Here is a 25,330-nt window from a genome sequence, read left to right on the forward strand (position 1 = left end):
TTGCCACATTTCTGACATCTTGTGCTTGAATACTCGCTTTTATTTGGCAGGTTAGCACGGATAAGATGATGTCGTTCGCTAAAAAAAGGTCCCGTGGATTCCTAAGATCCCGGTTCGGCCGTTGGCCGGTGCCGGAATGGATGACCAGTCTGCGGGGCGGTTTCTTACTGTTTATGCTGGTATTCAGCGTGCTGCAATGCGCGTCCATCCTGTTTCTCACCCGTCTTGTCAATCAGACGTCGGCCAATGTCGCCACGGCCGGCATGATGACTGAGCGCCAGGCGCTCTTGAACAAATCCCGAATCGAACTGTTGACCGCCAGCGATGATGTCGATCGCGCCGGTATCTATTTCATGCAGGATAAGCAAAGCGGTTCGGTGGGCAGTTGGCAACCGCTGGCGGACAGCGCCGGCACATCGCTGAAAAACGCCCGGCGGTATTTTGACGCCTACAACGACAATGGCCCGGGTCATGACGATACCGATCTGCGGCAAAGCTTTGCTATGGTTTTCGATGGTCTCAATGAACAACTGAAAGGCTTGCGGACCAACAACATCAATTCTTTCTTCGAGGTGCCCATCCAGGCTTTTCAAGAACAGTTTAACGAATTGTTTTATCAGCGACTGGCGCGAGACAATGCCGAAAGCGCGCGTTTTAATCGCGCCATCCTGAACTCCCTCACCCATAACCGCAATATTTCCCTGAGCATTTCCGCCATGCTGATCGTTTTGCTGCTGGTGGCCTGTCTCGCCCTCTCTTTGGCGGTGGTCACCCCATTGCATCGCGCGTTACGCCATCTGGCGCAAATCGCCATCGGCGATATCGCCCACCGCCTGCCGGCGTCCCGCTGGCAATCGCGGGAAATACGCCGGCTAAACCAGGGTATCGACCAGATGCAGCAGGGTTTGCGGCATATCATCAGCGAGATAAACGATATCTCGTCTTTGGTGATGGGAAGCGCCGATGACATCGCCCGGCACAATCAGGGATACCGCCAATATAATCAGCAGCAACTCGCCGCGTTCGACGCCATTAGCCTAAAACTGGACAGCGTCGCGCAAGATGTGGACAACGCGGCGCAATTCGCCGGCGAGGCCACACGGCAAATGGGTGATGCCCAGGCACTGACGCGCCGGTGCGGCGAGATGGTGACCGAGGTCGATCGTAAAATGCATGAAATTGTCGCCGAATCGGAAAAAATCGCTGGCATTATCACTTTGCTTGAGGGGATATCCATGCAGACCAAGCTATTGGCGTTGAATGCCGCCATCGAGTCGGCCCATGCCGGGGTTCATGGACGCAGTTTCTCCGTGGTGGCCAAAGAAATAGGTCTGCTATCGCAAAAAAGCGGCCACTCCACCCATGAAATCGATCAATTAATCCATTCCACTTATCACCATATTGATGGTGGTTTTAGCCGGGTCAAGGACCTGGATGCCTTTTATCTGGATATCATGACATCGGTGCGTAGCGTGGCGGAGATGCTCGGCGAATTGCAACAAAACGCCAATCAGCAAAGCATTCAGGTCAATACCATCGCCGGCGAGATCAAACAGCTTAATGAACAGATTCATGAAAGCCACCATCTGACCGTCGCCAGCGCCCAGGCTTCCGACTCGCTGATAACGCAAGCCGAGCGGCTGCGATCCAGTGTCAGCCGGTTCTCTTTGGCCGATTCGGCCTGAGCGTTATGCCAAGCGTTGCATCGGGTCGCGCAAAAGGGCTGGCAAGCCGTTTCGACTTCCTTGTATGCTGGGGTATCCGGGTCTTAGGTTATCCTTCGCGGCCAATGGCCGCCGCCAGTGATAAGGAGAAAGCCATTGTCTAGCCCAACCTTGCGCGTTGCCGTCATTGACGACTGGCAATCCGTGGCTGAAGATGCGGCCGACTGGTCGCCGCTGTCCTCTTTCGCCCAGGTCGATTTCCTGCCTGATTACCCCGCGCCGACCAGCGTGCTGGCCGAGCGATTGCAACCTTACGACGTCATTTGCGCCATGCGTGAACGAACCCGGTTCGACCGGCTTTTGCTGTCGCGACTGCCCCGGCTCAAGTTGTTATCGACCAGCGGCATGCGTAACGCGGCCATTGATTTACCCGCCGCGGCGCAAAGCGGCATCTGTGTTTGCGGCACCGAGAGCGGTCAGTTCGCGGCCGCCGAGCTGACCTGGGCCTTGATCATGGCGCTGACCCGCAATCTGGCCGCCGAGGCGGCCGATGTCCGCGCCGGCGGCTGGCAAATCGGCCTGGGCGATGGTTTGCATGGGAAAACCCTCGGTATTCTCGGGCTGGGTAAAATCGGCCAGAAAATCGCCGGTTACGGTCGTGCGTTCGGTATGCGGCTTATGGCATGGAGCCCGAACCTGACCGAGGAGCTGGCGGCGCGCCATGGGGTGGAATACGTCTCCAGGCAGGCGTTGTTTCGGCGGGCGGATATCATATCCGTTCACTTGGTGCTGAGCGAGCGCAGCCGGGGCATCATTGACGCCGCATCGTTGGCCCTGTTGAAACCCACGGCGTATTTTGTGAATACCTCGCGCGGTCCGCTGGTGGACGAAGACGCGTTATTGACGTTGTTACGGGAACGTCGTATTGCCGGCGCGGCGCTGGATGTGTTTGATACCGAACCCTTGCCGGCCGGACATCCGTTCCGTACATTGGATAATGTGCTGGCCACCCCGCATATCGGCTACGTCACGCGGGAGGACTTTCAACGTTTCTACGGCCAGATGGTTGAAAATATCCTCGCCTGGCATGCCGGCCGGCCAATGCGCGTTATCGCTCCATAACCGCCGGCCGGTCCGCGGCCGCGTTGGACATCAGGCCGGAGTCGTCTTCGCCGGCCAGGGTCTGGCGACGAAACGCGGTGGGCGAGAGTTTTTCGTGAACCCTGAATTGGTGACGCAGCGTCGCCTCCGAGGCGTGACCCGACGCCTCGGCGATTTTGGCGATGGAAAACGCCCCTTCGCTGAGCAATTCCTTGGCATACTCCAGCCGGCACAACGCCAGCCATTGCATAATCGGCAGCCCCATCGTTTCCTGGAAGTGACGTTGCAGGGTTCGCTCCGACATCATGGCCCGCTTGGCCAACGAGGCGACCGTATGGGTCATCGCCAGATTGGCCTTAAGCCAGTCCACCAGGCTGGCGATCCGGTTCTCGCCTTTTTCCACCGCTTTGGTTCGCGGCACTTGCTGTTGCCGTCCTTCGCGGTGAAAGGGGATAACCAGGCGTTGGGCCACCATATTGGCCACCCGGTGGCCGTAATCGGTTTTCACCAGATGCAACAGCATGTCCAGCCCGGCGGCCGAACCGGCGGATGTCACGATTTGTCCTTCGTCCACATAAAGGGCGGTGGGCAGCACCAGGGTGTCGGGATAACGCTGGGCCAGCAGACGCGCATGGTGCCAGTGGGTGGTGACGCTTTTACCCTGCAACAGGCCCGCCGCCGCCAGAACGAACACGCCGGTGCAGATACTGCACAGGCGGGCGCCGCGCCGATAAGCGGCCCGTAGGGCTTGTAATAACGGTTCCGGCGGCGTTTCGTTCAGATCGCGCCAGGCCGGGATAACGATGGTATCGGCGGTTTCCAGCGCTTCCAGTCCCTGTTCGATCTCCATAATCAGGCCGCCGACCGCCGCGATACGGTGCTTATCGGCGGTGCAAATCGTGAAATCATACCAGTCGACATTCAGCTCCGGCCGCTGCACCGCAAAGAATTCCACTACGCAACCAAATTCAAAAGTTCGCAACCGATCGTAAGCCACCGCCACGACATGGTGACATTTTTTGGCAGGATTTATACGCATGTTGTCGCTTCGCCTTCTGTTAAGACAAATCTCCATAAAGGGATAATAGCCTGGAACAAGCCAATAATCGACGGCTATTTAACCATGTTTCGAATAGCCGCTTGGCATTTTTTTGCCGTAAACCAAGAGGTGGAACATGCGTATTGCCTTGATAAATCCCGAAACTGAAACGCCGGAAATGCGTGAACTCTATGAGCAACATGAAAATCTTGCGTTAGGACTGTTTGCGGCGCAATTACGTTCAGCCGGTTATCTCGTGGAATTGTTCGATTTGCGGGTGGACGGGCTAACGGAAAACGAGATGGTGGAAAAAATCATCAAAGGCAGGTTTACCCTGGCGGTTTTCAGTGTCAATTATGCCACGCTGCCGTCCGCTTTGCGCATAAGTCAGCGGTTGCATTTGTTTGCCAAGTCCAAACCTTTTGTTGTCCTGGGCGGGGAGCATGTCTCTTACGAGGATGTGGGCATCCTGACCGCGTATCAGTCCATCGACGCGATTTGCCGGGGCGAGGGGGAAATCAGCCTGCAACGTCTGATTGATGCCATAAGCAATGAATTCCCGTTGAATGACGTCGATGGAATAACCTATCGCGACGGGAAAACCGGCGAAATTCATATCAATAATAACCGCGCGGCCAATACCAATCTGGACGGCCTTTCTTTCGCGGCCCATGATATCGCCCATCGGGCCATAAAAAACGGCAAGCCGATAAAAGTGGGGATATTGATCAATCGCGGGTGTCCTTATCCTTGTGTTTTCTGTAATGCCCAGCGTTTTCTGGGCAATGAATCCACCGGCATTAGAATGCGATCGCCGGCCAATGTCGCCAAAGAAATCGCCGCGCTGGAGCCGTTGATACGGCAGAGCCGGGATTATTTACATATCTACGACGCCACCTTTGTCACGCCCGCCAAAGAAAACCGGGCCTGGGTCAATGCTTTTTGCGATGAGATGGAAAGAAGAGAATTATCATTGCCCTTTGATGTTTTCATCCGGGCGGACAGTTTTAACATCGATAAAGAAAAGGATCGGGAGCTTTTGCTGCGTTTGCGTAATATCGGCATGATCAGCACCTACCTCGGGCTGGAGGCGGGGGATGACGAGCAGTTGGATAGCTACAACAAAAAAATACAACAGTCCGATTCCACGAAGGTATTTCGTTACCTAAAATCGCAGGGTATGGCCGGCTCCACCAATGGCTGCATCACTTTTTACCAGGATGTCACCTTGGAGCAAATCCAAAAAACCATTCTGTTTTTATATGGCGTCGGACTGGCTTCGTTTTGGAATATTGCATCGCGGGCGGAGACATTACCCGGTATCCGTCTGAATCAGCAAACTCGCATGCAGGATAGGCATACGCCCTGGGATGTGAAAAATTACCGTTTCCGTGACAGCCGGGTTGGCAAGCTCTATGAATTTGTCCAACGAATAAACGATCGCTACGAAATCATCCGTCTGGAAGACCGCTTCCTGCGTGATATCCGCGATAAGCTCAAAATCAGTAACTTCAATAGGGGAATGGTGGGCTATTTGGAACAGGAGCAGGCGCTGGATAAATATATCGAACTGATTCAGGCCAATACAGTAGAATTTTTATTGGTAGTGATTAATGAACTAAGTTCAACCGGTAAAATATCCGATCGATTTATGAAAGAAGAATATAACTATATTCCACGATTGGAGAAAATGATTAGAGAGTTGTCAACGGCTTTTGGAGTCATTTGAATGAAAATCCGAGTCTATCTGGCGCTATCGCTATCGGCCTTTTTTTGGGGCGGATCGGCCATTGCCGGTAAATATGCATTGGCGGTATTCGTTCCCTCATTGGTCACCTTTCTACGGTTTTTTATCGCGGCTATCATTATTCTTTGGTGCGTCAAGGATAAAAGACAACTTATCCAGATTGATCTGCTTACCCATTTGCGCATGTTTATCACCGCCATCTTCGGTGTGACGCTCTGCTACTATTTTTATTTCAATGGGCTAAACAGTAGCACGGCCTTCAATGCCGGCATCATTGAAGCAACCATCCCGCTTATCACATTATTGATTGCCGCCATGTCCGGCATGGAACATGTCAACCCCTGGCAACTGGCGGGGCTGATTATCGCTTATCTGGGGGTCACCGTGACCATTACCGGCGGGAACTGGCGGGTTTTCTCCACCGCTTCCTATAATATGGGCGATATCATGTTGCTGGTCAGTACCTTGTGTTTCGGTATTTATAATGTGCTCATTAAAAGGTGGACCATCCCGGTGCCGGGTATGGTGAAAATGTTTTATCTGTTTTTTTACGGCAGCCTCGCTTTTCTGCCCTGGGTCGCCGCCGATATGGCGCGTTTGCCCTCGCTATGCCTGGTCGGCAAGGTGCCGACCCTGGTCAGTTATTCCGCTATCCTCTTCATGTCGGTGGGCGGATCGGTACTGGCTTATCTGTTCTTTAATCAGGGAATCGACGAAATTGGCGCGACCAAGGCCGCCTCGTTTATCAACCTGGTGCCTTTTATTACGGTACTGCTTTCTGTGCTGGTATTGAAGGAGACCGCCGGTTGGCTTAAGTGGTTGGGGGCGGTCATTATTATCACCGGGGTCTTCCTGTCCAACCACAGTGCGTTGGCCAAAAGGCATGCCGACACGTCAACGGAGCCATAAGGCATTCGTCGCCGCGACGGGCAAAGCCGGACGGCGACGTTTCGGCCGTCGCGCGGCACGTTAGCCCCGTCAACCTCGGTGCGATAAGGAGACACGGCGGACGAAAGCCGGTTGCCCCGCGCGCCGGATCTCTGAATAGCGCCGCCCATGTGGTACGGCCTGCGCAAATCCCCGCTCACCAAACCTCCCGTGGCCTCCTGGCCGGCAAAAGCAAAATGATGACATTTAACTGATCATTAACGATATTATTGATATATATTGACATTGCTCACAAAACGCTCATAAGGCGCTTGTTGTTTTAGTCTGATTATAATAATTTGCTAACTCGAATTAGCTTGTGCGCTTGCCTGTTAAGCGCCGGCGGATTCGCGTTGGGCGCCGACAATACGAGCAACAAGGGTGGAAAGACCTGGTGTGAGAGTAAGCGTTTGCCTACTTTAACGCCACGGCAGATTGCCGGCAGCTTGAAAGATAGCGGTGTGCATCACAATCCTTGGAGACATTCGCAGTGGTAGAGGCATTTGGGCCTGTTTGACCGATTTGGAATAGCCGCACTGCCGCGCGGGTTGATAAGCGATAACGCCAGATGGCTTCAGGCCTGTTTTTTTAAGTTATCCGCCCATTGCCGGCAGGAAGATGGACTCTGAATCATGCACGTTGCAGCGCGGCGGCCAACCAAGAGGCGACGTGGAGTATGAAGAATATAACCAGATGCCAATTGCAATGCGTTCATATTGACTCAGACTGACTCTACACTCTAAATAATTCGAGTTGCACCGCGGCGGCAAGCGAGTGACAAATTCGTCGGGAACGAATTTGAACCGCCTACGGCGGGCCTCCGTTGAGAGACAGGATGTCTCTCATGCCTCCCCAGGCGCACAGCTCACTGTGTGACTGGGATGAGCGAGTGCCGCCAATAAAGGGGCAACTTGAAGTATGACGAGTATATCTCTCATTTAGTGAAGCCGGAGGATACCCGAAATGACGCTCCCTTCCATAGGTAAGGATATTCGTCTCGCTGTAAACGTGCGAAAAAAAGAGCGTACCGGTTCGGCGAACCGGCGGTTTTTTTTCTTTTTTATTTTCCCTTCTCTATTACTGGTTGCCGCCGTTTCGCTTTATCCTATTATTGATGCCGTCTATTTAAGCTTGTTCTCGACACGATATGCCGAAACGGTGGCGTTTGTCGGCCTGCAAAATTTTGTGGATATTTTGTCTGACCAAACAATTCATTCTGATTTCTTTAATACCGTTATTTATACAGCGGGGTCTCTCATTCTGGTTTTACCTTATGGCTTGCTGGTGGCGTTATTGTTAAACGGGAAAAATATTCCTTTTCGCGGCGTTTTACGCACCCTGGCCATACTGCCATGGGTTTTTTCACAAACGATTACCGGATTATTGTGGGGATGGTTGCTCAATGCCGACTTCGGGGCCGTCACGTATTTTCTGCAACAGACTTTTCATGCTGATTTTCCGTTACTGTCTTCTCCCCACGGCGCCATGGCGGCATTGATCGTGGTGAATGTCTGGGCCAGTTATCCGCTGGCGACATTATTATTTATCGCGGCGTTGCAAACCATTCCACAGGAGTTGTATGAAGCGATGCGGGTGGATGGCGCCGGGCCGGTAAAATTGTTCCGCTATATTACCCTGCCGCTGATTCGTCCGACCCTGCAAGTCATCGTGATTCAATTGACCTTGCTGTATGTCAACATGGTGACGCTGATTTATGTTATGACCGGCGGCGGACCGGTGCAGTCTACCGAGACGCTCGGTCTGCGTATTTTGAAAATGAGCTTCGAGGACTGGGACATCGGCCACGGCGCGGCGCTGGGGCTTATCCTGACCCTGATTAATTTTGCTCTGAGCCTATTCTATGTACGCGCTTTACGGGGGACCACACGGTGAAACATTCCGCGCTCATACCGTTCACGCCCAAGGCCTTGTTCAGTAGCCTGGCGTTAATTATGGTGGTGGCCATGGCCGTATTCCCGGTATTGTGGGGAATATCGACCGCCCTGAAAACCAGTGGGCAGATCATGGCGTTTCCGCCCAAATGGATCCCCACACCCGCCACATTCCAGCACCTTTATGACGTTTGGACCCAATCCAACCTGCCTATCTATTTTCGCAACAGCATCATCGTCACTTGCGGCGCACTGGCGGTGAGTCTGGCGGTGAGCCTTCACGCCGCCTATGCGTTGGCCAGGTTCAACTTCGCCGGCAAAAACGCCATCTTGTTCGGCTTGCTGGCGACATCCATGATCCCCGGCATCGCGATTCTGGTTCCCTTATACGACCTGGCGGTACATATTCACTTGTATGATACCTTCGCCGGCCTGATTATCGTGTACGCCGCCTGGAATGTCCCTATTCTGGTCTGGTTGTTAAAGGGTTTTTTCGAAAGTATTCCCAAGGAAATGGAAGAGGCGGCATTAATTGATGGCTGTAGCAGGTTAAAAGCCTTTTATAAAATCGTGTTGCCCATGTCGCGGCCTGGACTTTTGGCTGCTGCGATTATGGTTATTATGTTTGTCTGGAATGATTTTATTATCGCGTTCACGCTGACCCTATCCGAAGGGCATCGAATGCTTTCGGTTGGTCTCTATACTTATATTTCTAATTACGGTATCGATTGGGGCCAGTTGATGGCCGCCACGGTCATTTCCCTGGTGCCGGTCGCCGTTGCCTTCTTTTTATTGCAACGGCGTTTGGTGGAAGGTTTATCCGCGGGCGCCGTGAAGGGGTAAGTTCAACAGCACTAACATTCAGAGGCTGCTATGAAAATAATGAGATTATTTCTCATGGGAATGATGCTTACGCTCATTTATGCGACAACCATTTCCCGGGCGCAGGCGGAACCTGTGCCGTTAAAAATGTGGACATTTCTGCCGATTACCGGCAATGATCCCCGCACGGTAGCATTGAAACAGGTGGTGGAGGGGTTCAATCAATCGCAAACGCAATACCGTGTTTCGGTTGAATCCATTAGCTACAGCCGTATCGACAGTAATGTCATTCAAGCCACGGCGGCGGGCGAGGGACCGGATATTCTCAATGTCTATTCCGATCAATTGGCCATGCATGTGGCCGCTAAAACCATTATCCCGTTGGATCACTATATCGCCAAACTTTCGCCGGCGGAACGCGATGGTTTTGTCATGCCGCTTAAGCTGTTTTCCTACGGGGGGCACATCATGGCCGTGCCATGGGAAACCCGTGTCTGGCTATTGTGGTACCGCAAGGATTTATTACAGCAGGCGGGATTGATGCCGCCCGCCACATTGCCTGAGATGGCCGAGGACGCCCGCAAACTGGCCAACGGCCAGGTGATGGGATTCGCCATGGGCGCGTCTTCGGGGCAATTGGGCGCCGGGGTCTCGGAAATGTTCACGCCGCTTATCTGGGGCGCCGGCGGCGAAGTGATTGATAGCCAGGGTAAAGCCATATTCAATAGCCCGGCCGGTGTCAGGGTGCTGAAGTTTCTAGATCAGATGATCAAGGACAATGCGATGCGTTCAAGCGTTGTCACGATGACCGCCGATGATCTGTTATCCAGCGTTCAAGCCGGCAAAACCGCCATGACCATAAACGGCAGCTACCGGGTCTCCTCGGCCAGGGCCGCCGCCGCCGCCGGTGACCGGCTGGCCACCGCGCCCATCCCCGGTTGGGAAAAAGATAAGCCGACGCCGGCCCGGATCGCCGGTCAGACCCTGACCATCGGCGCTAACTCCAAGCATAAGGACGGGGCCTGGGCCTTCATCCAATATTATACCAATAACACATCCCAACTGGCTTTCGCCCGCGCCGGCGTACTGCCAAGCCGATCCATTATTTATCAGGATACATTCTTCTCTCAGGACCCTGTCGGCCGGGAGATGAAGGGCTGGGCGGATTATGCCCATGCCTATGGGCGAATAGCCAATTTGCCGGCCGATTACGGCAAATTGACCCAATTGCTGGCAACGGCCTTTCAGCAGGTGTTTTTGCAGAATGCCGATCCGAAACAGGCGCTGGATCGGGCCGCCGCGGCCTATAACGCCCAGCACAAACGCTAACACGTCGCCGCGGCCGGTCGGCTGTCTGGCGACCGGCCGCGTGAGGGGAGTGGACGGCGACACTTTATCGGGGGTAACGATGGCTTCTTTATTGATTGAAAATGTGCGCAAGCACTATGATAAAACTTGCATTATCAATGACATTTCCCTGAATATCGCCGATGGCGAATTCCTGGTGCTGGTCGGCCCCTCGGGTTGCGGTAAATCCACTTTATTAAGGATGATCGCCGGCCTGGAGGACATCACCGACGGCACGATTTCCATCGGCGGCGCATGTGTCAATGCGTTGGCGCCGAAAGACCGAAATATCGCCATGGTATTTCAGAGTTATGCGTTGTATCCGCACATGACCGTCTACGATAATATCTCTTTCGGCCTGCGTTTACGCAATGTCGCTAAAGACGCTATCAAGGAAAAAGTCGACAACGCCGCCGCAATATTAAATTTGAATCCGTATTTGCAACGTTATCCCCGTGAACTTTCCGGCGGACAGCGTCAGCGTGTGGCCATGGGACGCGCCATTGTCCGCGAACCGGATGTGTTTTTATTCGATGAACCTTTGTCCAATCTCGACGCGCAATTGCGCATGCAGATGCGTAGCGAAATCAAGGCGCTGCAACATCGGCTGGAGACCACCACTGTCTATGTGACCCATGATCAGGTGGAGGCCATGACCATGGCCGATCGTATCGTGGTGATGCGTGGCGGTAACATTGAACAGGTGGGTACGCCTTTCGAGCTTTATGATTATCCCGACAATTTATTTGTGGCGGGTTTTATCGGCTCGCCCGCCATGAATTTTCTGCAAGGACGGGTGCAATTGCGGGAGAATTCCCCGTGGCTGGTGAACGACAGCGGCGAAGCGCTGCCCTTGCCGCCACAGGCCGATGTACGGCCTGATCAACGGGTCACGGCGGGAATCCGGCCCAATCATTTGCAGACCGTCGCCGAGGGGGCCCAGCTCACCGGTAAGGTCGCGGTGGTCGAGCCGACCGGCGCGGAGACGCAAATACTTATCGATACCTCCTGGGGCCGTGTCTGCATGGTGGTGGATACGCGCAAACCCATGGCGGAAGGGATGGGGGTCTCATTGTTACTCGGCGCGGAACATATCCGGGTATTCGATACCCAAACCGGACGTAGCCTGATGCCTAACGCGCGTCGGCATTGAAACGCCGCCGGGTGGGGCGATGGCCCGGCGGCGCGCGCGTATTCCCCGCTCAGCCTTCGGGCGCTCTCGCCACCTGGCGCTGAATCAGCGCCATGGGGACGACGGTTTTGACCGGCGGGCTTTCTCCGGCGATGGCCTTTTGCATGGCGTTGAACGCGTTTTCCACCCAGGCTTCGACATTCTGCCGCACCGACCAGACACGGTTGGGCAGGAAACTGAGCATGGCATGCTCGTCGAAGGTGCCGATATTGATTTCCGGCGGGATACGGCCCAGTTTCGCCCGCAACGTATGCAGCGCGCCTTCCAGCACCGGTAGGGAAGACGCGATAAATGCCGCGGGCGGCCGGGTATGTCTTGACAGGAAATCCTCGATCATCTGTTCGCCGTCCATGCGACGATTGTGCCGGGCGGATAAGATCCATTGGTCTTTGGCGTCGATGTTCATCGCCGCCAATACCCGCCGATAGCCGTTCAGACGGTGTTTAATCGTCGGCTGATGAATGTCGCCCGCCAGAAAAAACAGCGGCTGCCGGCTGGCGGTTAGCATGGCCTGGGTCAGCAGCGCGCTGCCCTGCGAATTATCGCTGACAATCAGCGGCGCCCCCTGGTTACCGAAATCCCGATCCAGGAACACGACCGGCTTGGGAAGATTTTTCAGGTGCAGATTGCACGATTCCAGCGACGACGGGATAATGAACAAGCCGTCAACATTGCGTCTGACCAGCGCCTCGACCAATTTACCCTCGTAGGGCAAATCACTATAGCTGCAACTGAGCATCAGTTGAAACCCGGCCTCTCGGCAGCGTAATTCCAGTTTTTCCGCCAGGGTGGAAAAAAACAGATTAGACAGCCGGGGAATGATCAGGCCCAACGTATCGGTTTTGTTTAATTTCAGGCTGCGCGCCGCGTGGTTGACCGTATACCCATGCTGAACGACGTAATCCAGTATGCGTTTTTGCGTATTAAGACTGATGCGATACTGATCGGCCTTATTATTTAGCACCAGTCGCACAGTGGTTATGGATAAATTTAACGTGCCGGCGATTTGTTCAACGGTTTTGGGCATAAAGGGTATCCGGTCCGATCACTAACGGGATATCCAGTATATAATAAAAAGCTAACTCGATATAGCTTATGAATAATTCAAGAACGCCGGCAACAGGCCCTCTACCCGCTCCCCTGGGCGCGGCCCTTGAACGGATAAGGTTGGCGACGGGTTTGTCGGCGTGGTCGTTTACAGACCTAGGGGTGCGCCGCCGGCAAATGGTTGCCCTCGGTTGTGCCAACACCACTCAGATATCGGTAAATCAGCAGTTGCGATAATAGCAAAACGACAAAACGATCATTGATAAACAGACAATCCACCAAGCCTATCAATATTACGGGGACAAACAGGAATAAGAATGCGGGGCGGAACATCCCCTTCTTGATGATATACACCGCGATCGATAGATAGAAAAAGACCAATGCCGCCAATCCCGTGACGCCCTGCAGCGAAGCGGCCTCGATCACGTCATTGTGCAAGTGGAACACGGAGTTGCGCAACGCTTCGGGGCTGCCGTTTTCCTGAGTGATAATCTGGTGTTTAACCCGGTCGTAGCGGTGTTGGGTACTTTGTCCCCACAACCGCGAGGTAAACACATCCCAACCGGACTCCCAGAGAATGACCCGCGATCCCAGGGACGTGTCTTTATTGTCGCGTAATTGGGAAATCTCCCAGAATGTGCTTTTAACGCGCTCAACGGAATCCTGAAAGTAATTGTCTATCACCATCACCGCGAGCGCCATTACCACGACCAGGGTCGCCAGTGTTTTGGCGGTGAACACAATGCGCTTGTTGCAATGAAAAATCAGCAACAACACCGGATAGAGGAACAGGACTGTCCGGGTCTCGGTCAGCAACAAGATAACAAAGGACATCACGATGACGGCCGCCAGTAGCGTCTTGTGATACCGGAAGTTCGCCACGCGCACGGCTTGCAAGGTGATAAACGTTTGCAGCATGTACAGATAGGCGGTTGTGGTGGCCGCCGTATCGATACGCAGCCTGAGGTCGGGGGCTATCAGATGATCGTAGACGCCATTAGCGGAAATATACAAAAAGCCGATGATGATCAGCGCGCAAAGGGGTTTACCGGCGCGTTTATCGCAGGTTTTAACCAGCGGCGATATGCAATACAGCAATACCACCCCCGCCAACAGGATCCGGGATGTGGTCCGGTAGTTGACGTCGGCCATGAAATGGCTGTGCGGGCCGCCGGGAAAACGATGCCACCAGAGGTATTGCGACAGACCGACGGCCAAGGCGCCGAGCGCCAGCAGGCATTCGGCGGGCGAGGGTTTTTTGTACCGGCCGCCCATGGCCAGAAACAGAAGGGTATACACGGTGGCAAAGTAGAACAGGTAGCGGCTGAAAAGTTTATCGGTCAGTACCACGGATGACGATAAGATCATCATCACCACGATGATGACGGGGAATGTTGCTTGCATCCTTTGCCGCAGTGTCATGTCAACGTCCTTGTTCGGAAGAATGATGCGTCATTGGCGTATCAGGCCAAGGCCAACTGGGGTTGCAGGGGAGGAACCCAGATTTCGCCACAATCCCATGGCCGGGGTTTGCCGTGAAAGCAGACAATACGGGTGTTGGGCGGGACGGTGCCATCACCGATGGAGGGTGTCTTTTTCTTCTTTTTGACCACGTGTTTTTTGTAACTGACGATTTGACCGGGCAGCAGTTCTTGCCATAAATGAGTTTGCGGCAAGAGGCGCGATAAGAATTCCTGATCACCGCGTCCCGATAGCGATGCATAAAAAGTTCGGGAAAGCGGTTGAATGTTTCCCAAACAAGGTACTTATGCTGGTGGGGGATACGCATGATCGCCGAATTATGCGTTTTCAGCGGATTATAGAAATCACTCAGCATGGTCAATTTTTCATTTTCAAGAATATCAGTGATATCGCCGACAATGACGACATCCAGGTCCAGATAGAATATATCGTCATCAATCTTTTCTGGATTAAAGAGTTCCAGCTTTGACCACCAGCCCGGAAAATTTGTGGTCAACGGAAGAGTCTCGACGCCCTTTATCGCCACGTCGGACAGGCAGATTTTTTCATAGCCGCCCGGCAACTGGGAATATAACCATCTGACATGTCTTTCATCATAGTCGCCGCCGGATCGCAGCACCGAGACAATTTTCATAACACAACCCCGCAAGGCACCATTTTCCGAGCTGATAAGCCCGGCAGCGCTGGGCTGGAATATAAGCGCCGTACATCATACCGGTATCGGGGAGAAAAGGAAGGCGTAGCTAATATCTTGAAATACTTATCACACTTCAATGTCTTTTTCTGTTGTCAATGAAAACATTTTTATGAGTTCCCTTGCTGGGTGTCCATGATCCCGCGGCAATCCCCGCCGTCCTGGCGGGGAAACGCGGCTTGGATAAGGTCAGTCGATATCCCTGGTCATATCCCGTCGCGATGTCTCCGGCGCGCGCCAGGCGGCATAGGCCGCCACCAGCGCGGCAAGGGTGACGTAGGAGGCGACCAGCGTCCAGCCATTATTATCCAGCACGGTCAGCCCCTTGGCGATAAAGGGTGTGAACCCCCCCGCGACAATCGCGCCCAGTTGCGCGCCAATCGACGCGCCGCTGTAGCGGACCTTCGGGCCGAACAATTCCGTGAAAAACGCCGGTTGCACCGCATTGATGGAGTTGTGGGCGATATTGATAAGGAGAATATAGCCCAGCACCATCAGCGCGAATGAGCCGCTTTCCAGCAATTTGAAGAAGGGAAACGCCATCGCGGCGGCGAACAGGGCGCCGAACAGGTAAATGGGCCGCCGGCCGACCTTGTCGGACAGCGCGCCGAACAGCGCATGCATTGGAAACGCCAGCACGCAGGTGGCCATCACCACGCCGAGGATGGTTTGTTTTTCCACGCCCAACTGGCCTGTGGCGTAAGATACCGCGAATACCGTGGCGAGAAAGAACGGAACGCTTTCGGCAAAACGCAGTACCATGATTAGCAGGATGCTGCGCCATTGTTTGCGCACCACTTCCACCACCGGACTTTCCTTTTTGGCCGCAACGGTTCCTTTTTGCAAGTGTTCCCGTTGGCGGACTTCGCGGAAAACCGGGGTTTCATCCAGCTTGCGTCGCATCCACAGGCCGAGGAGCACCAGCACGAAACTCAACAGAAAAGGAACCCGCCACCCCCACGTCATGAGCTTTTCCTCGGGCAGCAACGTCATGAGCGCAAAGACGCCGGTGGCCAGCAACTGGCCGGAAAACCCGCCGGTTTGCGGAATGGAGCCCAGCAAGCCGCGCCGGTTGGCGGGCGCGCTTTCCACGACCATCAACATGGCGCCGCCCCATTCGCCGCCCACCAGAAAGCCTTGGGCAAAACGCAGGATCACCAGCAGAATCGGCGCCCAAATGCCGACTTGATCATAAACCGGCAGGCATCCGGTCAAAAATGTCGCCAGTCCCATCCCGCCCAAGGTGATCAATAGCGTCGCCTTACGTCCCAGCGTATCGCCCATATGGCCGAAGAAAATCCCGCCAAGCGGCCGCGCCACGAAACCGACGCCAAAGGTGGCGAACGATGCCAGGGTCGCGGCCAGCGGACTGATGCTGGGGAAAAAGAGATGGCTGAAGACCAGCGCGCTGGCCAGCCCATACAACAGGAAATCATAAAACTCAATGGTATTGCCGATCCAACTGGAGATCACGATACGGCGGATATTGGATTTGTGTTCGGCCGCCTGCCGTGCGGAAAGGTCAAGGGAAATCGACATGATATTCCTCGCTATAAACGGTTTACGCCGGCTTCATCGGCCGGACGTCGTAGGGTTGGGGTGACGTCTCTATGGCTAAAATCGCGTACGTTACGTCAGACGTAGCGCGCAGTAAATAATATTGTTGCGATTCCAGGTGTAGGTCAGATGCAGCCGATCGCCATCGGCGATAACGGCCGGATAGGAGAATTCTCCGTCTTGTTGTTCGATATCCAGGGCGGGCCGCCAGTTGTCGCCATTGTCCCGTGATTCATACAGCGACAGCGGCGTGCGTTTACCCCAATTGTCGCCGACGGGATTGCAAGCCAACACCAGCGTTCCGCTTGCGGCGCGGGTTAAGTCGATACCGCTGTTATTATTGGGCACCTCGGTGGGGTAGGCGGCGCACCAACTGCGGCCGTAGTCCGCCGAATCGCTGCGCCATAGGCGGCCGCGGGTGCTGCGGGCCAGTAAATGGATGCGCCCCGGCGCCGATTCCCACAACGCCGGCTGGATAATGCCGTCCCACTGGAAGACGGTGTCCATATCGCTTTCCCATAGCGCGTTATCCGCCAGACCCCGCCAAAGGGCTTCGCCGCTTGCCGGTTCACCGGATTGGTGGTTCAACGGCACCGGCGCCAACTGCCAGTGCCGGCCCTGATCGGTGGAGCGGTCGACAAAAGCATCCCAATACCGTCGGCCTTCCATTGAGCCGGGCGCCAGCCAGCCGCCGTCCGAGGCCGCCAGCAGCTTGTTTTTCACCGGCCCGCGGGGACGCGCCTCGCCCGGCGCCAGTTCCCGCGGCGCGCTCCACTGACGGCCGCCGTCATCGGACACGGCAAACCGCGTGATCCAGCGATGCACATCAGAACCGGTTTTGTAAAACAGCCACAACCGGCCTTGCTGGTAATGCAGCACCGGATTCCAATGCGCCAACCCGTCTTGGGCCATCAATCGCCTCGGCGCCAGCCACTGTCCTTGATGACGATGGGACAGCCAAATCGCGGTGTCGCCGCTGCCTTCCTTGCGACCGGCGAAATAAGCCGCCAGCAGATCGCCGTCAGGCAGCAATACCAGTGTTGAGGCGTGGCATTGGGCGAAAGCCGGCCAAGGGGAAGGCACCAGCGATTCACGGTCTAATAGTGTCAATGGCATAGTGGTGACTCACGTGTAAACAGGCTGGCGGATAGCCCGGTACTTATTTTGCTAACTCGACTTAGCTAATGTAGTTAAAGGTTTTTTAAGGATCAAGTGTTTTGCTTTGGAAGCATGATGGCGATCACGCCAAGGGGCGGAAAGCGACGGACATATCAGGCACGGTTTCAAGGACCGGCATAGGCGCAGTAACCGCTTTCCCCGCGCCGGAATGGCGATGGCTATGCAAGACGATGACTAAGCGAGAGACGGCTAAGGGAGAGATGGCAATGCAATCCATGATCGCGCCCTTGAGGGCGACCGGAGGGAGGGAAGCGGGGCCGCCCTGGGGCGGCCGCCGATATCAATGTCAGCCCGGCCCATCGCTGGCGGCCGCCAAAAGCGGCACCACCAGATCGCTTATTGGCGTCGGAATGCCGTGAGACCGGCCACAACGCTGAACAACCCCGTTGCGGATATCCCATTCGAGAGGCTGGCCGGCTTGCCGATCGGCGAGGATAGAGGTCCCCAAATCGGGCGGGGCGCGGTGGAACCCCTCGATAATGTCTTGCGGGACATCGTCGCCGAGGATGGCGCCTTCCGCGCGGGCGACCGCAAGACATTCCCGCAGATAAGAAAGCGATAGCGCGGTGATGTCGGCCCGGGCAAACATGCCGGCGCGGCGGGTCGCCAGAACCATCAATCCCGCGACCGCATTCTGTAGCAGCTTTCGCCAAGCCACGGAGGTGAAATCCGCCGCGACCTCCACCGCGCATCGTGTGCCGCGCAACGCCGCGAGCACCACGCCGGTGGCCGGCGTATCCGGCACGGTCAGGCGCGCTTCGGCGCGCAGCCATACCGAGGCGTCGGGTTGGCGTTGGGCGGGAAACCACACCACCGAGGGCAGCACCGGCTGGCCGGATAAATACGGCGCGAACAGCGTTTTTTGTTCGACGCCATTTTGCAGCGCGCAAACCACGGTGCTGTCATTGCAGAGCGCGGAGAGCCAGGGCGCCGCCGCCGCCAGTTGGGTCGACTTGACCGCGACGAAAACCAGGTCAACGGTCTGTTTCACCCCGGCCGGATCGGTTCGCACCGGCCCCGGCACTACGATATCGCCGCCGTCGAACCGCAACGCCAGGCGCTCGTGCGCCGAACGTCCGCAAATTATCGGTGTGCGCCCGGCCTCATGCAGCGCCGCCGCTACAGTGGTGCCGATGGCCCCGGGACCAATCAGCGCGACGGAGGGATTTTCAGGTGTCATCATCATCTCGCCCTCATTACCGCTTGCCGACCGCTTACGATACGGCCCCGGCCAGCGTTAACCATAAATAGCCTTCCGCGATAGCGGATCGCCGGATTGCCAAAGGCAAGGCACGCGACACGGTCACCCGCCGTCCCCGGGTAAACCGAGCATAACATTGAATCCCGCAAACGGACAACGATGGAGGGGCGGTTTCCGGTTGCCCCACACCGGATGGAATACAGGGGCTTATAAAGTCGTTTTTAACGCATCCGACCGCAACTGGCTAACCTGTAAACTTTCTAAACAGCTTTCGCGCAGCGTTTCCGTCAATTCAAACTGACCGGGGGATTTATCATAAATAACCAAACCGTTAAGCACGATATTGTAAGGAAACTGCCCTTGAATGATTCGGTTGATATTTTTTGTTGTTAGCGGGTTATCGCTGATTTCCACGATAACGGCTCGCGGCAGGTAGTTAACCATGCCTGTGAACTGATTATGGCTCAGGTTGATGCGCTTTAATTTCGGGGGAAGACAATAAGGTAATGTCTTAAGCCGATTATGGCTCAAATCCAAAAATTGAATATGCTGCGGCAAGGGGGGAATTTCGGTGAGGCCGAAGCCGGAGAGATCGAGTGTTTGCACGCTATCGCTCAACGCAATACGCATGCGTATCGCCGCAATACGCCGGTTATATTTGTTTTCCCTGCTCCACGGTTTTTCCGCCCAGCTTTTCCATCGTTCAAGAAAACAATATCGTTCTTCAACCGGAGCATTTTCTTTGTAATAGGCTTCATGCTCTGTTGCTGTTTGATAACAAGGAATGCATTGCGATATTTTCATTATGATGTCTCCAATGTCGAGTAACTTTACCGTTGACCGCTTCTTACCGGGTTGGAGAGAAAAGGTTCGGGGGTTGAAAGGCCATGTCGTCGTAACATTTGCCAATGCCGTAAAGGGGCGATGAATCATTTTGTTAATCGAGTAAAAGACATTATAAAGCGGCATTCATAACCAAGGAGCAACAAGTCATCATTTATACTCGTCATTATCCAGGCCGCCTCTTTGTTGGCTGCGTTCGCTTACCCCGGTCACGGGGTTATCTGGGCTCCCGGGAACGCGATCCCTTGCCGTCGCGATGCAACCTGAATCATGTAGAGTAAACAACGGTCGACAGGCGACCGGATAATGAATGCGTTTCAAATAATGCTGCCGATAAAGGGGGACAGCCCGTCGCTGTTAATGGCCATTCGGCGGAAAAACAGTGACGTCGCGGTATATACGCCTTTTTCAATAAACGGGAATGGCGATAAATCGCGAACCCTTATAGTTAGGATAGTTTTGCGGCGAGACATAAACCAGTTTGAAATGAATTTCACCGTCGTTCTCCCTTACCGAATGCGGGCCGACATCGTTTGAAAATAGCGCCCCTCCGGCCCGGCCCGCTTGATGCGGGGAATAGCCCAGGGACCTGCCGGGGCGTTTATCGTCCCCGGCTCCGGCCGTCATTGGCGCCGGACAAGCTAAGGTATGAGAGAGGGATTGAGACAGGTACAAACCGGCCGTCACGGCGTGGGCCGCCGAACGGATATGCAGTTTGCCCGGCGGCATGAGGGTATGGCGGGTGGCATTCCTCAGGCTTTCGTCTTGCGCCAACTGGTACAGCTTTTTCCCCACGGTTAAGTATGGCGGATCGTCGCGATAATACCCGTTATCCGTTGGCGCATTTGCCCCTTGTGTAAAACGTTGCACCCATCCCGGTAATGAAGATGTAGATGACATTATACCGGAAACTATTTGTTGTAAACTTATCGAAAAACTCATCATGGGTTCTCTTTCTAATAATTGGTGGGTTGACGCTGTGGCGTGAAGGTGATTTTCCCCTTGGGAATGTATTTTGGAAATATAAAGAATTCATCGGGATTCGGCAATGCCTTTACACGAATTTGCCTGGATTCGTGAAATTAATTTTAATTGGTAATTATTTATGGAACAATGGTCATATATGTGTTGCTTAATTCCCGCCCCAACGCGGCCGTCGATGGGGCAATTTGTTGAAGTCAGCGTTCATATAGATGAATCCGATATCGCTAATGATTTTTTCTCGTTAGCGGTTCACGGCGGTTAGCGATAGCATGGTTATTCATTTTACACAGGCTTAATTGAGGTGTGTTCTCTGATATCTTACCTGGAGTTTGTGATGGCCATCAAAATTACACCAAATGAATTTGATCTCTTGCTGGGGCGTTTGCGCAAGCGGTGGCGTGTATACGCCCCCTCGGCGGAATATTGGGGTGGGCGTTTTGCGCATACTGATAACATTGTTTATCAACAGGTTAAAAGCTGGCAAGAGGTGGTCTGGAAAGAAAAGTCCCACACATCGCCCCATAGCGTTATCTCACCCATTACCGAGACACTGTTTTATTTCAATAGAGATACCATTCAGATTGCCGAGGTCGATACTTCTCCCATTCTGATTTTTGCCCGTGCCTGTGATATCAACGCCATGTCGCGGCTGGATGAGATGTATTTATCAAATGGGAATAATTCCGATTATAGTTATCGCCTGGTGCGCGAGCATATTCGTTTTGTTTTAATAGAGTGTGAGCACAGTTTTGAAAACTGTTTTTGTGTATCGATGGGGACAAATAAAACGGATAATTATGTCGCCGCCATTCGTTTCAGCGACCAAGGGGCCGATATTCAGCCCAACGACCCGTTATTCCAGAATGCCTTGCAAGATCTTGGCCGGCCCACGGATTATCTGCCGCGGTTTGTCAACGACAATCCGACAAAAGTCGTCACGCCGGATAAGGTCTGCGACGATCCGCAGAAAATCCGCGACATTATCACCCGCCATTCTTTCTGGCGCGAATATGACAGCCGCTGCATCGGTTGCGGACGTTGCAATACCGGATGCCCCACCTGCACCTGCTACAGCGTTTTTGACGTGGCCTATGAAGAAAGCCCGCGACGGGGCGAACGACGGCGCCAGTGGGCAAGCTGTATGGTGCCCGGTTTTGGCGATATGGCTGGCGGGCACGGATTCCGCGCCGATCCGGGAGAAAGATTGCGGTATCGCGCACTGCATAAAGTCAATGATTATAAAGCGCGCAATGGCATTGAACACATGTGCGTCGGCTGCGGCCGCTGCGATGATCGCTGCCCGCAATATATTAAATTCTCCACGATAATCAACAAAATGACCGCCGCCGTACAACAGGCGTTGGCAGAGGAGGCCTAACCCATGTCCGATTGTGTTTGTCACGATAACGCCTCCCACAGCCTGCTGCCCGCCGCTTACCCTATCCTTGCCGTCACGCGCCAGACGTCTTTGGAGTGGAACTTCCGCGTCGCCGTGGATTTTCCCGCCCGGGTCGGGCAGTTTGTCGAGGTTTCATTGCCGTTGGTCGGCGAGGCGCCCATTTCCGTTTCCGATTGTGGCGACGGCTGGATAGATTTGCTGATTCGCCAAGTCGGCAAAGTCACCTCGGCGTTGTGCGCTTTGCGGGCGGACGACAAGGTCTGGCTACGGGGCTGTTACGGTAATGGCTATCCCATGGACCGCTTCCGGCACCGGCCGCTGATTGTGGTGGCGGGCGGTACCGGCGTCGCGCCGGTAAAAGGGTTGTTGCGCTATTTTGCGGAAAATCCCGGCCAGATCGCGCGACTGGATATGATTTTGGGCTACAAGAACCGGGATAGCGTGCTGTACAAAGAGGAGATGGCGCAATGGGGAAAGGCGCATAACCTGATCCTGACCCTGGATGAGGGCGAAGCGGACGAACGGCACCGTATCGGCCGGGTCACCGACCATCTCGACGGGCTGGCCATCGCCAAGGTCGGGCGGGCGCAGGCGATTGTCGTCGGACCGCCGGTCATGATCCGTTTTACGGTACAGATGTTGCTGAAAAAAGGATTGCGGCCGGAACAGATTTGGGTCGATTACGAACGCAAAATGGCCTGCTCGGTGGGTAAATGTGGTCATTGCCGGATGGGCGATGTGTATGTGTGCGTCGACGGACCGGTGTTCAATTATGCGATCGCGCAACATTTTGTGGATTAAGGAGGAAAGCATGAGTATCGATATTGATATCATCAAAGCCCGCGCGCTCAATGAATACCGGCTGTCCAAAGTGCGCGGCGAGGCAATGGTCAGCGTCAGGATCCCCGGCGGGATCCTGCCCGCGCATTTGCTCGCCGTGGCCCAGGACATCGCCCAGACTTACGGCAATGGACAGATCCATTTGACCACCCGGCAGAAACTGGCGATGCCGGGCATCCGCTATGAAGATATAGACAAGGTGAATGCGGCGCTGGAACCGTTTATCCGTGAAATCGAGATGGGCATGTGCGATGTCGAGGTCACCGATACGCGGGCGGGATATCAGGCAATCGGCGGACGGAACATTGTCGCCTGCCAGGGGAGCCGTATCTGCCAGAAAGCGAATACCGACACCACCGGTATGGCCCGCCGCCTGGAAAAAATCGTCTATCCCAGCCGTTATCATTTGAAAGTGGTGTTGGCGGGCTGCCCCAACGATTGCGCAAAAGCCTCCATGGCCGATCTTGGTATTATCGGCATGGCGAAAATACGTTTTAATGCCGAGCGGTGCATCGGTTGCGGCGCATGCGCGAAAGCCTGCGAACATCATGCCGTTGGCTGCCTGGCGTTAAAGAACGGCAAAGCGGTCAAACAGCCGTCCAGTTGCATCGGATGTGGGGAATGCGTACTGGCCTGTCCGACACTGGCCTGGCAGCGTGAGCCAAAACAGCTTTATCAGGTGCGTTTGGGCGGACGCACCAGCAAGAAAACCCCGCGCGTGGGCAAAATCTTTCTTAATTGGGTCACCGAGGACGTCATTACCCGGATGATCGCCAATCTCTATGAATTCGAGAAAGAAATGCTGGGTGGAAAACCCATCTATTTGCATATGGGACATTTAATCGACAGAAGCGGCTATCCGCGCTTTAAGGAACGGGTGCTGAGGGGGATAAGCCTTAACCCGGAAGCGCTGGTCGCGGAGCGTATTTATTGGGCGGAGGACGAATCCGTCGCCAGAATGCACCTCAAACCCGCCGCGCAATAAGCCATCGACACCGGCGCATCTCCGACATTGTCCGGCGGGTGCGCCATAACGCGTGAAAACGCCGCCGGCGCTAGCGAGGGTTAGCACCGGTAGTTCAGGCCGACTTGCCAGGTCCGGTCGCGATAAATCCAGCAATAGGCGGCGCTATAGCAAGTGTAGGAAAATCGATTGGTGAGGTTTTGCGCGCCGGCCTTAAGCGTCAGGCCTTCTAACTGGGGGGCGACGACGGCCATATCGTAACTGGCGGCCATGTCATATTGCACATTGCCGCCCAGCGTCCCGCGGGTATTGTCCGGGGAGATTTCCGTTTTACCGCTATAGCGCAAACCGGTGCCAAGCATCAGGCCGTTGAGTGTACCCTGATACGAAAGTATAGTCGCCCCACCGCGTCGTTTTTTTCAACTGATTATCGATATTGACGCTATTAAGATCTTCATCGGTGGTGTAGCCGAAACGGGAAAGCTGCGTGTCGCTGCCGCTGGTGCCCGTGGCGTAGACACTACGCTGGTGGGTATCGACCTTAAAATACCGGGCTTTTTGCACGATCCCCCAGCCATTGGCGAAGTTATGCTCAATATTGTAGCCCGCCATGCCCTCCCGCTGCTTGAACCCGTTCCAGTGATGGCCGGCATAATCCCGTGCGGAGGCATAACCGCTGCGCGGGTAGGCCAGCGGCAGCGGGTTTGAAGGCGTCAGACGGGGTTGATCCTGATAAAGGGCTTCCAGCGTCAGGCGAGTCCTGCTTGAGGGCTGCCAGGTCAAGGACGGGGCGATAAGGCCACTTTCCTGTTTGGTGGTCCGGGCCTGTCCGTCTCCCTCGCTGGCTTTGCCTATCAGCCGATACCGCCAATCGCTCCCGCCGTAGGGTTTGCCGTGTCTTCATCATGATCCGGTAGCGACGGGACGCTGAAGGCGCAAATTTACTCGACGGTGAAACCGTAGCTGCCGTGGGTCTTGTGGCCATCCACTGAAAGCGCGTGCCAGTCCACTTGATAATGGCCCGGTTTCAAGGGCGCCGCCAGGGACACGTCCAACGTTTTTTTGTCCGCGCCTTCTGTGGCGGATTGACTGATCGGTACGGCGTTACCCTGGGCGTCGGTGATTTTCACGCCGCTAAAAGCCGATTCCAGCCCTTCGGTAAAACTGAGCGTGAGCGTATCCGGCGAAACCGCCACGCTGGCTTTGTCCGCGGGCGATGAGGAAACCAGGTGGGCGTGGGCCAGCGCCTGCTGGCAAAGCGTGCCGCCGGCGATAAAGACCGCCGCTTGCATCAGGGGTTTCAAACGAGACGTCATGTTGGCTCCTTGGTCCATCTTATTCGTCACGAAGACATCCATCATCCCAACCGGGACGGGGCCGTCCACGGCGCTGCCGACCGGTTAGGATGC

At 54.8% G+C, this 25,330-nt stretch carries 23 protein-coding genes; 11 read left to right on the plus strand and 12 right to left on the minus strand.

The annotated features are described in order from the left end of the window. Positions 1–140: 140 nt before the first annotated feature. Entirely contained in the window at positions 141–1,685 is a 1,545-nt protein-coding gene (locus FCN80_RS17000) for a methyl-accepting chemotaxis protein (protein ID WP_170975429.1), read from the plus strand. 135 nt (positions 1,686–1,820) lie between these two features. Continuing rightward, a complete protein-coding gene (locus FCN80_RS17005; RefSeq protein WP_230492732.1) occupies positions 1,821–2,786 on the plus strand; it encodes a D-2-hydroxyacid dehydrogenase family protein in 966 nt (321 codons plus the stop codon). On the opposite strand, the gene ftrA is transcribed toward FCN80_RS17005, so the two are convergent. Next, entirely contained in the window at positions 2,773–3,804 is a 1,032-nt protein-coding gene (gene ftrA, locus FCN80_RS17010; RefSeq protein ID WP_136991368.1) for a transcriptional regulator FtrA, read from the minus strand. The genes FCN80_RS17005 and ftrA overlap by 14 nt on opposite strands. 136 nt (positions 3,805–3,940) lie before the next feature. On the opposite strand from ftrA, the gene FCN80_RS17015 reads away from it, so the two are divergent. The 6 genes from FCN80_RS17015 (at position 3,941) to FCN80_RS17040 (ending at position 11,692) form a co-directional block, all read left to right on the plus strand. Next, complete coding sequence (locus tag FCN80_RS17015) at positions 3,941–5,533, plus strand: B12-binding domain-containing radical SAM protein (RefSeq protein WP_136991369.1); 1,593 nt, start codon at positions 3,941–3,943, stop codon at positions 5,531–5,533. After that, positions 5,534–6,460 (plus strand): DMT family transporter, encoded by a 927-nt coding sequence (locus FCN80_RS17020; RefSeq protein WP_136991370.1) that lies wholly within the window; start codon positions 5,534–5,536, stop codon positions 6,458–6,460. It abuts the gene before it with no gap. Positions 6,461–7,441: 981 nt separating this feature from the next. Further along, on the plus strand, positions 7,442–8,371 hold the full coding sequence (locus FCN80_RS17025) for a carbohydrate ABC transporter permease (protein ID WP_136991371.1): 930 nt from the start codon (positions 7,442–7,444) through the stop codon (positions 8,369–8,371). Then, positions 8,368–9,213, plus strand: a complete 846-nt coding sequence (locus tag FCN80_RS17030; protein WP_136991372.1) for a carbohydrate ABC transporter permease — start codon at positions 8,368–8,370, stop codon at positions 9,211–9,213. The genes FCN80_RS17025 and FCN80_RS17030 overlap by 4 nt, the downstream gene beginning before the upstream one ends. 54 nt (positions 9,214–9,267) lie before the next feature. Next, positions 9,268–10,521, plus strand: coding sequence for an ABC transporter substrate-binding protein (locus FCN80_RS17035; RefSeq protein ID WP_170975430.1), 1,254 nt, complete (start codon positions 9,268–9,270; stop codon positions 10,519–10,521). Positions 10,522–10,600: 79 nt separating this feature from the next. Beyond that, entirely contained in the window at positions 10,601–11,692 is a 1,092-nt protein-coding gene (locus FCN80_RS17040) for an ABC transporter ATP-binding protein (protein WP_136991374.1), read from the plus strand. A 49-nt stretch (positions 11,693–11,741) separates the two neighbouring features. Here the strand turns inward: FCN80_RS17040 and FCN80_RS17045 are convergent, their stop codons facing one another. The 8 genes from FCN80_RS17045 to FCN80_RS17080 form a co-directional block, all read right to left on the minus strand. Beyond that, positions 11,742–12,758 (minus strand): LacI family DNA-binding transcriptional regulator, encoded by a 1,017-nt coding sequence (locus FCN80_RS17045; RefSeq protein WP_136991375.1) that lies wholly within the window; start codon positions 12,756–12,758, stop codon positions 11,742–11,744. A gap of 176 nt (positions 12,759–12,934) precedes the next feature. Further along, entirely contained in the window at positions 12,935–14,200 is a 1,266-nt protein-coding gene (locus tag FCN80_RS17050; protein WP_136991376.1) for an O-antigen ligase family protein, read from the minus strand. A 1-nt stretch (position 14,201) separates the two neighbouring features. Next, a complete protein-coding gene (locus tag FCN80_RS17055; RefSeq protein ID WP_136991377.1) occupies positions 14,202–14,894 on the minus strand; it encodes a hypothetical protein in 693 nt (230 codons plus the stop codon). Between the two features lie 249 nt (positions 14,895–15,143). Further along, the gene (locus tag FCN80_RS17060) at positions 15,144–16,493 is read right to left on the minus strand and encodes an MFS transporter (protein ID WP_136991378.1); all 1,350 of its coding nucleotides are present in this window, start codon (positions 16,491–16,493) and stop codon (positions 15,144–15,146) included. A 90-nt stretch (positions 16,494–16,583) separates the two neighbouring features. Next, complete coding sequence (locus FCN80_RS17065; RefSeq protein WP_136991379.1) at positions 16,584–17,627, minus strand: sialidase family protein; 1,044 nt, start codon at positions 17,625–17,627, stop codon at positions 16,584–16,586. Positions 17,628–17,976: 349 nt separating this feature from the next. Further along, positions 17,977–18,876: an oxidoreductase gene (locus FCN80_RS17070; RefSeq protein ID WP_230492733.1), complete on the minus strand. Its 900-nt coding sequence runs from the start codon at positions 18,874–18,876 to the stop codon at positions 17,977–17,979. A 222-nt stretch (positions 18,877–19,098) separates the two neighbouring features. Then, entirely contained in the window at positions 19,099–19,695 is a 597-nt protein-coding gene (locus FCN80_RS17075; RefSeq protein ID WP_136991381.1) for a hypothetical protein, read from the minus strand. Positions 19,696–20,142: 447 nt separating this feature from the next. Further along, positions 20,143–20,634 carry a hypothetical protein gene (locus FCN80_RS17080; RefSeq protein WP_136991382.1) on the minus strand — a complete coding sequence of 164 codons (492 nt, stop codon included), beginning with the start codon at positions 20,632–20,634 and terminating at the stop codon, positions 20,143–20,145. A gap of 418 nt (positions 20,635–21,052) precedes the next feature. On the opposite strand from FCN80_RS17080, the gene asrA reads away from it, so the two are divergent. Genes asrA through asrC form a run of 3 tightly spaced genes read left to right on the plus strand, consistent with a single transcriptional unit; the run spans position 21,053 to position 23,942 of the window. Next, the gene (gene asrA, locus FCN80_RS17085; RefSeq protein ID WP_136991383.1) at positions 21,053–22,096 is read left to right on the plus strand and encodes an anaerobic sulfite reductase subunit AsrA; all 1,044 of its coding nucleotides are present in this window, start codon (positions 21,053–21,055) and stop codon (positions 22,094–22,096) included. Positions 22,097–22,099: 3 nt separating this feature from the next. Beyond that, entirely contained in the window at positions 22,100–22,918 is an 819-nt protein-coding gene (gene asrB / locus FCN80_RS17090; protein ID WP_136991384.1) for an anaerobic sulfite reductase subunit AsrB, read from the plus strand. 10 nt (positions 22,919–22,928) lie between these two features. Beyond that, entirely contained in the window at positions 22,929–23,942 is a 1,014-nt protein-coding gene (gene asrC, locus FCN80_RS17095) for a sulfite reductase subunit C (protein WP_136991385.1), read from the plus strand. Between the two features lie 80 nt (positions 23,943–24,022). Here asrC and FCN80_RS26895 read toward each other — a convergent pair whose 3' ends face one another. From FCN80_RS26895 to copC, 3 genes are all read right to left on the minus strand, one after another. Next, a complete protein-coding gene (locus tag FCN80_RS26895; RefSeq protein ID WP_230492734.1) occupies positions 24,023–24,283 on the minus strand; it encodes a TonB-dependent receptor in 261 nt (86 codons plus the stop codon). Then, the gene (locus tag FCN80_RS26900; protein ID WP_230492735.1) at positions 24,258–24,704 is read right to left on the minus strand and encodes a hypothetical protein; all 447 of its coding nucleotides are present in this window, start codon (positions 24,702–24,704) and stop codon (positions 24,258–24,260) included. Before FCN80_RS26900 ends, FCN80_RS26895 begins: the two co-directional genes overlap by 26 nt. 158 nt (positions 24,705–24,862) lie before the next feature. Next, complete coding sequence (gene copC / locus FCN80_RS17105) at positions 24,863–25,237, minus strand: copper homeostasis periplasmic binding protein CopC (RefSeq protein ID WP_136991386.1); 375 nt, start codon at positions 25,235–25,237, stop codon at positions 24,863–24,865. Positions 25,238–25,330 lie beyond the last annotated feature (93 nt).

This window comes from Martelella alba, from assembly GCF_005217455.1.
GTDB lineage: Bacteria > Pseudomonadota > Gammaproteobacteria > Enterobacterales > Enterobacteriaceae > Acerihabitans.

Bases quoted from the DNA above. Each gene is read 5' to 3' on its own strand.
- FCN80_RS26895 (WP_230492734.1), bottom strand. From the start codon at position 24,283: ATGCTTGGCACCGGTTTGCGCTATAGCGGTAAAACGGAAATCTCCCCG.
- FCN80_RS17040 (WP_136991374.1), top strand. From the start codon at position 10,601: ATGGCTTCTTTATTGATTGAAAATGTGCGCAAGCACTATGATAAAACT.
- asrA (WP_136991383.1), top strand. From the start codon at position 21,053: ATGGCCATCAAAATTACACCAAATGAATTTGATCTCTTGCTGGGGCGT.
- FCN80_RS17045 (WP_136991375.1), bottom strand. From the start codon at position 12,758: ATGCCCAAAACCGTTGAACAAATCGCCGGCACGTTAAATTTATCCATA.
- FCN80_RS17035 (WP_170975430.1), top strand. From the start codon at position 9,268: ATGGGAATGATGCTTACGCTCATTTATGCGACAACCATTTCCCGGGCG.
- ftrA (WP_136991368.1), bottom strand. From the start codon at position 3,804: ATGCGTATAAATCCTGCCAAAAAATGTCACCATGTCGTGGCGGTGGCT.
- FCN80_RS17060 (WP_136991378.1), bottom strand. From the start codon at position 16,493: ATGTCGATTTCCCTTGACCTTTCCGCACGGCAGGCGGCCGAACACAAA.
- FCN80_RS17050 (WP_136991376.1), bottom strand. From the start codon at position 14,200: ATGACACTGCGGCAAAGGATGCAAGCAACATTCCCCGTCATCATCGTG.
- FCN80_RS17080 (WP_136991382.1), bottom strand. From the start codon at position 20,634: ATGTCATCTACATCTTCATTACCGGGATGGGTGCAACGTTTTACACAA.
- copC (WP_136991386.1), bottom strand. From the start codon at position 25,237: ATGACGTCTCGTTTGAAACCCCTGATGCAAGCGGCGGTCTTTATCGCC.
- FCN80_RS17070 (WP_230492733.1), bottom strand. From the start codon at position 18,876: ATGATGATGACACCTGAAAATCCCTCCGTCGCGCTGATTGGTCCCGGG.
- FCN80_RS17075 (WP_136991381.1), bottom strand. From the start codon at position 19,695: ATGAAAATATCGCAATGCATTCCTTGTTATCAAACAGCAACAGAGCAT.
- FCN80_RS17000 (WP_170975429.1), top strand. From the start codon at position 141: ATGACCAGTCTGCGGGGCGGTTTCTTACTGTTTATGCTGGTATTCAGC.
- asrC (WP_136991385.1), top strand. From the start codon at position 22,929: ATGAGTATCGATATTGATATCATCAAAGCCCGCGCGCTCAATGAATAC.
- FCN80_RS17055 (WP_136991377.1), bottom strand. From the start codon at position 14,894: ATGAAAATTGTCTCGGTGCTGCGATCCGGCGGCGACTATGATGAAAGA.
- asrB (WP_136991384.1), top strand. From the start codon at position 22,100: ATGTCCGATTGTGTTTGTCACGATAACGCCTCCCACAGCCTGCTGCCC.
- FCN80_RS17025 (WP_136991371.1), top strand. From the start codon at position 7,442: ATGACGCTCCCTTCCATAGGTAAGGATATTCGTCTCGCTGTAAACGTG.
- FCN80_RS17065 (WP_136991379.1), bottom strand. From the start codon at position 17,627: ATGCCATTGACACTATTAGACCGTGAATCGCTGGTGCCTTCCCCTTGG.
- FCN80_RS17015 (WP_136991369.1), top strand. From the start codon at position 3,941: ATGCGTATTGCCTTGATAAATCCCGAAACTGAAACGCCGGAAATGCGT.
- FCN80_RS17020 (WP_136991370.1), top strand. From the start codon at position 5,534: ATGAAAATCCGAGTCTATCTGGCGCTATCGCTATCGGCCTTTTTTTGG.